Origin of the sequence: Serratia sp. BW106 (assembly GCF_002607755.1) — a bacterium.
Taxonomy (GTDB): Bacteria; Pseudomonadota; Gammaproteobacteria; order Enterobacterales; family Enterobacteriaceae; genus Serratia; species Serratia proteamaculans.
This window is the reverse complement of sequence record NZ_MCGS01000026.1, coordinates 3,311-3,783: the sequence shown is the minus strand read 5'-3', so window position 1 is coordinate 3,783 and position 473 is coordinate 3,311. Positions and strand designations below refer to the sequence as shown.

Here is a 473-nt window from a genome sequence, read left to right as displayed (position 1 = left end):
AACCCGCTAAAAGCCACTGACGCGCCTGCGGCTTGTCCAACGCCGCGCCGACCGGGAAAAGATTTCCCGCCCGTCCCGGCGTTATCAGGAGGCAGGATTGGCTGATAAACGCAGCAAAATGCTCACGATGTGGGTTACTGAGGATGAGCACCGGCGTCTGCTGGAGCGCTGCGACGGTAAGCAGCTCGCGGCCTGGATGCGACAGACGTGCCTGGACGAGAAGCCTGCCCGCGTTGGTAAACTTCCGTCGATCTCGCCGGCGCTGCTTCGTCAGCTTGCCGGCATGGGTAACAATCTCAACCAGATTGCCCGGCAGGTTAACGCCGGTGGCGGCATCGGGCACGACCGCGTGCAGGTTGTCGCCGCTCTGATGGCCATCGATGCCGGACTCGAGCGGCTGCGGCACGCCGTGCTTGAAAAGGAGACAGACGATGATCGTTAAGTTTCACCCGCGAGGGCGCGGCGGCGGTGCC

At 63.4% G+C, this 473-nt stretch carries 1 protein-coding gene; it reads left to right on the top strand.

Annotated features, from left to right (window positions below):
- Window positions 1-118: 118 nt before the first annotated feature.
- Window positions 119-442, top strand: coding sequence for a MobC family plasmid mobilization relaxosome protein (locus BEI65_RS17680; protein WP_198404477.1), 324 nt, complete (start codon window positions 119-121; stop codon window positions 440-442).
- The last annotated feature ends 31 nt before the right edge of the window (window positions 443-473 follow it).